Here is a 7656-nt window from a genome sequence, read left to right as displayed (position 1 = left end):
GGGCGCACCGGATCGCCGGGTGCCTGGCTGGGTTGGGAGTGACCGCGCCTTCGGCGCGGGCCTCGCGGCACTCGGGGGGTAGGCGGGCGAGCGGGGTGGGCGCCTCCGGCGCGGGCCGTAGGCGCGCGAAGTGGGGGCTCGAAGTGCAGTTAGCGGGCTAAACGTCGCGGGCGGGCGGGCGGGTGGGGCGGGGCGCGGAGTGCGGTTCGCGGGCTAAACGTACGCCGGGGCCTGCCGGGCTGGGGGCGCTCCACTCGCAGTTCGCGGGCTAAACGTCGCGGGTGGGGTGGGGATGCGCTGAGAGTGGGGAGTCGTCCCGGGGGGTGGTCCCTGAAGGTCGCCTTCGGGGAATCTGACGCCGCGATCTCGCCCCTCGCGGCGCGCGGCATGGCGACGCCTATGCCCTCAAGGGAGCCTTCGCGGCGTCAGATTCCCCCAAGGGCGTCTTCAGGGCGTGCGGCCCGGGGTGGGGCGGGCTCGCGGAGGCCGTATTCGCGGCATGCGCGCCTCTGGAGGCCGTCTCTCGGGGCATGAGCGCGAAGGGTCGCGAGCGGCGAAATCCCAGCGCATGCCCCGAAGGGGCCCTTCGCGGCCTCAGATTCCCCGAAGGGGCCCTTCGGGGCATGGGACCCTGACCCGGCGGATGATCAGCCGGGGTAGAAGGGGGTTTCCACGCCGTTGAGGGGGGCGGGCTGGTGCGGGCGCCAGACTTCGCCGATGTCCAGGGCGGTCCACAGGCCACCGGCGTCGGCGACCATGACGGACCGGCCGGGCGCGGCGGCGACGGCGTGCACGGGCGGGGTCAGGTTGGAGCTGTTGAACGGGTCGGCCCGCAGCCCGTCGATGGGCACCTTCACGACGGGCTGGGACGCCGAGTTCGTGGCGACGATGACGATGTCGGCACCGGCCCAGTCGACGTCGACGACACCGGAGAGCTCGCCGCCGCGGATGGTCTTCGGCATCCGCAGGGTCACCGAGTCCTGCGCGCGCGCGACGGAGGCGATGACGAGCTGGCCGTTGACGATGAGGGCGGCCCGCGTGCCGTCCCTGGACAGCCTCAGCGCGGTGATCTGACCAGTCGCCGCGATCTCGTCGGCGTTCACGACCTGGGGCAGCCATCGCCCGTCCGCCGAGCGGGAGACGCGGAGGACCTGCCGGTTGTCCACCACGGTCCACAGTTCGCTGGCGACGCCGCCCGCGGTGAGGGTCGGGCGCCAGGTCGGCCTCGTCAGCGAGCTGCCGTAAAGCGAGACTCGCGGCATCTCGCCGCCGAACTCGCCGATGCGCAACTGCTGCTTGCCGTGGTCGTTTTCCACCAGCGCGAGGCGCTTGCCGTCGAGCGACTGCGCGGCGCTCAGGACGCCGACGGAGCCGTCCCCCGCCGAGCCGCTCACGGGCTGGCCGTCGGCGAGCGACCGCACCCTGCCGTTCACCACCATCAGGCCCTGCAGCTCGAACGCGGGCGCGGTCAGCCCGCCGTTGGACGGCAGCTCGCTCGGCAGCCACGCGTCGTGCCCGGTCACCAGCGAGCGGCCGTCACCGAGCAGCTGGACCCTGCTCGTGGTGACGCTCTGCAGCGACTGCACGATCTGCGCGGCCATCAGCTTCCTGATGTCCTGGCCCTGGTCGCCGACCCCGGACAACGGCACCACCAGCGCGCCGTCCTTGCCCGCCTGCACGTTCGTCTCAAGGGTGGTCTGGTCGGGGATCGCCGTGCGGACCGCGCCGACGAGCCCGTTCGACGGGCCGTCGAGCAGCAGGTTCACCACACGGCCGGGCAGCCCGGACTGGGGTTTCGCGGCCACGTACCGGAGATCGGGCACCAGCACGTTCGACTCCGGCGCGATGAAGTACACCGGCACGCGGAAGTAGTTCGCGATGAAGTCGCTTTCGGCCAGCACGATGTTCGGCGGCGGGTCCAGCAGGCGCCATTGCCCGTCGGCCTGGCGGCGCACCTTGTAGCTCCACTCGTACGACCGCTTGCCGGAGATGAACGCCGCGTCGGCGCCGAGCTCGCCGACGGTGAACCCGCGCAGCACGACGGACCGTTCGTTCTGGTCCTGGGGCTGCGAGGTGTCGTAGACGGTGCCGAAGGTGTCGTCGATGACGGTGAAGCCCTGCACCGGGCTCCACTTTTGGCGCACCTGCTCGTCGAGGTACACGCGGGCGCCGGCGTTGTTCTCCGTCGGCAGCGCGCTGGCGTGCACGAAGGCCCGCACCACCGACAGCGCGTCGAGGTTGCGGTCCGGTTCCTTGACGTCCGGGCTGGACACCTGCGCGCCGCGCGGGGTGACCACCTCCGGCTGGGACTCCTCCGGCACGTTCGCGCAGCCGGCGACGAGCACCACGCACGACATCAGCGCGAGGCACACCAGGCGAAACGGCTTGGTCATCGCTCCTCTTTGAACGCGATCGAGGCGAGGTCCGAGACATCGACGATGCCGGCGATGCCGGCGATGCCCGAGGCACTCGGGGCGTTGGCGGTGAGCGCGGGCCGCCCCGGCTGCTCCTCGACCACCTTGGCGAGCACCGGCTGGACGCTGCCCGGCGGCGCGTCGACCGGCGGCAGCGGCAGCGGGCTCTTCCCGATCGGCACGTCCTGGTGCCGCGGCAGCGTCAGCCGGAAGCACGCGCCGTGGCCGGGCGCGCCCCACGCTTCGAGCGCGCCGCCGTGCAGGCGGGCGTCCTCGTGGCTGATCGCGAGGCCGAGCCCGGTGCCGCCGGTGCGCCGGTTCCGCGACGGGTCGGCGCGCCAGAACCGGTTGAAGACCAGGTCGGCCTCGCCCTGGCGCAGCCCGACGCCGTAGTCGCGCACGGTCACTGCGACGGTGTCCGCGTTGACCGCGGCCTGCAGCAGCACCGGCCTGCCCTCGCTGTGGTCGACGGCGTTGGCGAGCAGGTTGCGGATGATCCGCTCGACCCGCCGCGAGTCGACCTCGGCCACCGCGGGCGCCTCGGGGAGCTCCACTTCGATGGCGGTGTTCGACGAGCCCGCGATGACCCTGACCTGCTCGACGGCGCGCCGCGCGATGGGAGAGACGTCGATCAGCTCGGCAGCCAGTTCCTCGACGCCCGCGTCGAGGCGGGAAATCTCGAGCAGGTCGCCGAGCAGCGCTTCGAACCGGTCCAGCTCGTCGACGAGCAGCTCGGTCGAGCGCGCGAGCCCCGGCGGGAACTGCTCGCGCGACGCGTGCAGCACGTCGGCGGCCATCCGCACCGTGGTCAGCGGCGTCCGCAGCTCGTGGGAGACGTCGGAGGTGAACCGGCGCTGCAGGGTGCCGAACTCTTCGAGCTGGCGGATCTGGGTCTGGATGCTGGCCGCCATCTCGTTGTAGGACACCGCGAGCTTCGCGAGGTCGTCTTCGCCCGCGACGGGGAGCCGCCGGTCGAGGTCGCCGACGGCGAACTGCTCCGCCACCTCGGCCGCGCGCCGGACCGGGCGCACCACCTGGCGGGTGACCAGGTTCGTGATCCCGGCCAGCAGGACGAGCAGCACGAGCCCGCCGACGAGCAGCGTGTTCTGCACCGTCGACACGGTGGCCTGCTCGGAGGTGAGCGGGAAGAGCAGGTAGAGCTGCAGCGGCCGGGCGGTGGTGCTCACCGACGCGCCGACCATCAGGTAGGTGGTGCGCGAGCCGTCCGAGGACACCACGGTGTGGATCTGCTTGCTCAGCTGCTGCAGCTCGACGAACTGGCGCAGCCGCTCCGGCACCTTCGACAGCGGGCCGACCGACAGCGGCGCGCCCGCCGTCGGGTCGGTGCCGCCGCTGGCGAGCACGGGCTCGAACGCGCCCGCGGCCGAGCCGCTCGAAGTCTGCGCTTCCGGCGCGCTGCTGGTGATCCGCTTCAGCGCGGTGTTCAGCCGGTCGCTGAGCGAGTCCTGGTTGCTGAGCCCGACGAGCTCCCGCTCCGCGGTCTGCACCACGGCCTGGGTCTGCAGCACCGCGGCCGCCGACTTGGTGTCGAGCAGGCGCTCGGTGATCTGGGTCTGCAGCACGAGGCCCAGCACGAACACGACCGCGGAGGACAGCGCGAGCGTGGACACGGTGACGCGGAACTGGAGCGAATGGCGCCACAGCTCACCGAAGGCGACCATGCGGCGGCGGCCGAACGCCGCGACCCTGCCCGACACCCGCACCACCATGCGGGTGAAGGCGGCGACCTTCGGTTTCATCGCGCGGTCACGGCGGGCCTGCCTTGTACCCGACGCCGCGAACGGTCAACACCACCTCGGGGTGTTCCGGGTCCTTCTCCACCTTCGAGCGCAGGCGCTGGACGTGCACGTTGACCAGGCGCGTGTCGGCGGCATGCCGGTAGCCCCAGACCTGTTCGAGCAGCACCTCGCGGGTGAACACCTGGCGCGGCTTGCGGGCCAGCGCCACGAGCAGGTCGAATTCGAGCGGCGTGAGCGGGATGGCCTTGCCCTCGCGGGTCACCTCGTGGCCCGGCACGTCGATGGTGAGGTCGCCGATCGCGAGCGATTCGGCAGGCTCGGCCTCGGTGCGCCGCATGCGCGCCCGCACCCTCGCCACCAGCTCCTTGGGCTTGAACGGCTTGACCACGTAATCGTCGGCGCCGGATTCGAGGCCGAGCACTATGTCGACGGTGTCGCTCTTCGCGGTGAGCATCACGATCGGCACGCCGGATTCGGCACGGATGGCCTTGCAGACGTCGATGCCGTTCATGCCGGGCAGCATGAGGTCGAGCAGCACGAGATCGGGTTTCAGGTCGCGCAGCGCGGGCAGCGCGCGTGAACCGTCGGCGACGACCGCGGTATCGAACCCCTCCCCACGCAGGACGATGGTGAGCATCTCCGCGAGGGCGGGGTCGTCGTCGACCACCAAGACACGTGCCTTCATGAGCACATATTCGCACTGGTCGCCACCGTCACGCGCACGACCCGTCGATGTGCCCACCAGAAAGATCAAAGATGACGCTACCGCGTTGCTCCATCCGGGTGGCATCGGCCCACCGCACGCTACGCTTGGCTTACCGCGAGCGAAGGGAGGCGCCGGTGCTGAGGCTCATGCTCGTCCTGACGCTTCCGGTCACGCTCGGCGCGCTGCTGCTCGCCGATCCGGCGAACCCGCTCGCGGTCGCCGGTGTCGCGCTGCTCGCCGCGTTCACCGTCACGGTCGCGGTGGCGGTCCTCGAAGGCAGGCTCGACCCGCCGGACGCGCCACCCCGCGTCCGCGCCATGGCGCTGCGGCAACGGGCCGCGCGCAGCAGGTTCCTCCGGCTCCGCGATCCCGATGCCGCGGGCCGTCCCCGTCCCCGAGCTCCGTCAGCGGGCCACGCGGCCGTCTGAGCCGCGTCCGCCCGTTCCCTCACGCTCGACGGCCGTTTCCGCCGACGCGTGCCCTTCTCCGCTGACGGAGTTCTCCCATGTTCGGTTTTCTCGACGTGCCCGCACAGGGCGCGCAGCACGCGGTCGCCTGGCTCGCGGATCTCGTCCACCCGTTGTCCGGCGAACTGTCCACGGCCGTCGCGATCGTCGCGTCGATCGCGCTGATCCGGCTGGCGCTGCACCCGCTCGCCCGCGCCGCGGTGCGCGGGGAAAAGAAACGCGCCGCGCTGGCCCCTCAGCTCCAAAAGCTGCGGGACAAGCACAAGAACGATCCGGCCCGCCTTCAGGAGGCGACGCTCTCGCTGTACCGCGAATCGGGGGCGTCGCTGTTCGCGGGCTGCTTGCCGATGCTCGCGCAGGCGCCGTTCTTCATGGTGCTGTACCGGCTCTTCAGCTCGGCGACGCTGAACGGGACGCCGAACGCGATGCTCGCGCACACCGTGTTCGGCGTCCCGCTCGGCGGTCATTTCGCGACCGCGCTCACCGCGGGCCCGCAGGTGCTCGTCTTCGCGGGCCTGCTCGCCTGCCTCGGCTGCGTCGCGTACTTCACCGCGCGCTGGCAGCGGAACCGGCCCGGCGCCGGTGACGTACCCGGCGCCAGGCTGATCGGGCTGATGCCGTACGGCACCGTGCTCATCGCCGCTGTCGTCCCCCTCGCCGCCGGGCTGTACCTGCTCACCACCACCGCGTGGACGGTGACCGAGCGGGCCTTCCTGCACCGGCGGCTCGTGGTGGGCTAACCCGCGGGAACCGTTGCGGCGCGGGCGAGTCCGCGCCGCAACCTCGTGAACGGTTTCGGGCTGTCCATCGCGAGCACGCCGGTGACCACGCCGTCGCACAGGTAGGTCGCGACGAACCTGCGGCCGGCGAGCGAGCCTTCGACCACCTCGGCTTCGCCGGCGGCCCGCCCGGCGAACTGGATGCGGTGGCCGTACTGCTCGGACCAGAAGTACCCGCGGTTCGCGTGGTGCGCGACGGTGCTGCCTGCCAGCAGGTTCCGCACCGCGACGCCGGGCTGCTCGGCCGCCGAGGTCCAGTGCTCGGTGCGCACGTGCGCGCCGTCGTGCCGGAAGCGGGCGACATCGCCGGCCGCGACGACGTTCGGGCTGGCGGTCACGCAGCCTTCGTCGCACACCACGCCGTTGTCGACGAGGAGCCCGGAACCGTCCAGCCATTCGGTGTTGGGCCGCACGCCGATCCCGGCCACCACGACGTCGGCGTCGAGCACCGTGCCGTCGGCCAGCCGCACCCCGGTGACGCGGGTGTCGCCTTCGAGCGCGAAGACACCGGTCCCGGTCACGAGCCGCACGCCGTTTTCCTCGTGCAGGCCCGCGCACGCCGCGCCGAACTCGGCACCGAGCACGCGGGAAAGCGGTACCGGCGCCGCTTCGACGACCGTCACGTCGCAGCCGAGCGCACGGCAGGTGGAAGCGGTTTCGGCGCCGATGAACCCGGCGCCGATCACCACGACGCGCACGCCGCCGTCGGCGACTTCCCGCCGGAGCGCGACCGCGTCGTCGAGCGTCCGCAGCGTGTGGACACCGGCGAGGCCGCCCCCGAGCGTTCGCGCGGACGCCCCGGTGGCGATGACAACGCCGTCGGAGGCGAGTTCGGTGCCGTCGGACAGCACGACCGAACCGTCCGATGAGGACAGTCGGACGGCCCGCTTGCCCAGGTGCCAGCGCGCGCCCAGTTCCAGCAACCCCGCCGCGTCGGCGAGTTCGAGGTCTTCGACGCCGATCTTGCCGAGCAGGAAGTCCTTCGACAGCGGCGGCCGGTCGTAGGGGCGGTGGGGTTCGTCGCCGACGAGCACGAGCTCGCCGTCGAAGCCCTGTGCGCGGAGTTCCTGCGCGGCACGCAGCCCGGCGAGCGAGGTGCCGACGATCGTCACGGTCCTCATGCGGTCATCTCCTGTACGGCGGTGTCGACGTAGATCGCGCCGTCCGACACGACGACGGGATAGGTGCGCACCGGGCGTTTCGCGGGCAGGCAGGTCGGCTTGCCGGTGCGGAGGTCGAAGGAAGCGGCGTGCAACGGGCATTCGACGAAGCAGCCTTCCACCCAGCCGTCCGCGAGGGAGGCGTCCTGGTGGCTGCAGGTGTCGTCGATCGCGTAGTACTCGCCCTCGGTGTGGAACACGGAGATCGGGACGTGGGCGAGGACGCGGACGGCCTCCCCCTCTGGCAGGTCATCGACGTCGCAGGCACGGATCATCTTCGGCCTCCGGATGATGCGGGGAAGTTTGCCTGGAAGCCCGTTCGTGTTGCGTATTACGCGTCACGTCGTGCTATGCGCAACAATCCCGGTCA

7 protein-coding genes are annotated in these 7656 nt (G+C 71.7%); 2 read left to right on the top strand and 5 right to left on the bottom strand.

Features of this window, described 5'->3' with window-relative positions:
* Nucleotides 1-647: 647 nt before the first annotated feature.
* Genes ABD256_RS19800 through mtrA form a run of 3 tightly spaced genes read right to left on the bottom strand, consistent with a single transcriptional unit; the run spans nucleotide 648 to nucleotide 4859 of the window.
* The gene (locus ABD256_RS19800) at nucleotides 648-2393 is read right to left on the bottom strand and encodes an LpqB family beta-propeller domain-containing protein (protein ID WP_344420503.1); all 1746 of its coding nucleotides are present in this window, start codon (nucleotides 2391-2393) and stop codon (nucleotides 648-650) included.
* Nucleotides 2390-4174: an MtrAB system histidine kinase MtrB gene (gene mtrB / locus ABD256_RS19795; protein WP_344420500.1), complete on the bottom strand. Its 1785-nt coding sequence runs from the start codon at nucleotides 4172-4174 to the stop codon at nucleotides 2390-2392. The genes ABD256_RS19800 and mtrB overlap by 4 nt, the downstream gene beginning before the upstream one ends.
* Nucleotides 4175-4181: 7 nt before the next feature.
* Entirely contained in the window at nucleotides 4182-4859 is a 678-nt protein-coding gene (mtrA, locus tag ABD256_RS19790) for an MtrAB system response regulator MtrA (RefSeq protein ID WP_215541890.1), read from the bottom strand.
* 155 nt (nucleotides 4860-5014) lie between these two features.
* On the opposite strand from mtrA, the gene ABD256_RS19785 reads away from it, so the two are divergent.
* Nucleotides 5015-5308: a DUF6412 domain-containing protein gene (locus ABD256_RS19785; protein WP_344420494.1), complete on the top strand. Its 294-nt coding sequence runs from the start codon at nucleotides 5015-5017 to the stop codon at nucleotides 5306-5308.
* Nucleotides 5309-5385: 77 nt separating this feature from the next.
* Nucleotides 5386-6087, top strand: a complete 702-nt coding sequence (locus ABD256_RS19780; protein ID WP_344420491.1) for a YidC/Oxa1 family membrane protein insertase — start codon at nucleotides 5386-5388, stop codon at nucleotides 6085-6087.
* Here ABD256_RS19780 and ABD256_RS19775 read toward each other — a convergent pair.
* Nucleotides 6084-7247, bottom strand: coding sequence for an NAD(P)/FAD-dependent oxidoreductase (locus tag ABD256_RS19775; RefSeq protein ID WP_344420488.1), 1164 nt, complete (start codon nucleotides 7245-7247; stop codon nucleotides 6084-6086). The genes ABD256_RS19780 and ABD256_RS19775 overlap by 4 nt on opposite strands.
* Complete coding sequence (locus ABD256_RS19770) at nucleotides 7244-7561, bottom strand: bifunctional 3-phenylpropionate/cinnamic acid dioxygenase ferredoxin subunit (protein WP_344420485.1); 318 nt, start codon at nucleotides 7559-7561, stop codon at nucleotides 7244-7246. Before ABD256_RS19770 ends, ABD256_RS19775 begins: the two co-directional genes overlap by 4 nt.
* Between the last annotated feature and the right edge of the window lie 95 nt (nucleotides 7562-7656).

The sequence above is a fragment of the Amycolatopsis minnesotensis genome (assembly GCF_039529815.1).
GTDB lineage: Bacteria > Actinomycetota > Actinomycetes > Mycobacteriales > Pseudonocardiaceae > Amycolatopsis > Amycolatopsis minnesotensis.
Note: the sequence above shows the minus strand (reverse complement) of the source record. Positions and strands in the feature narration are given on the sequence as shown.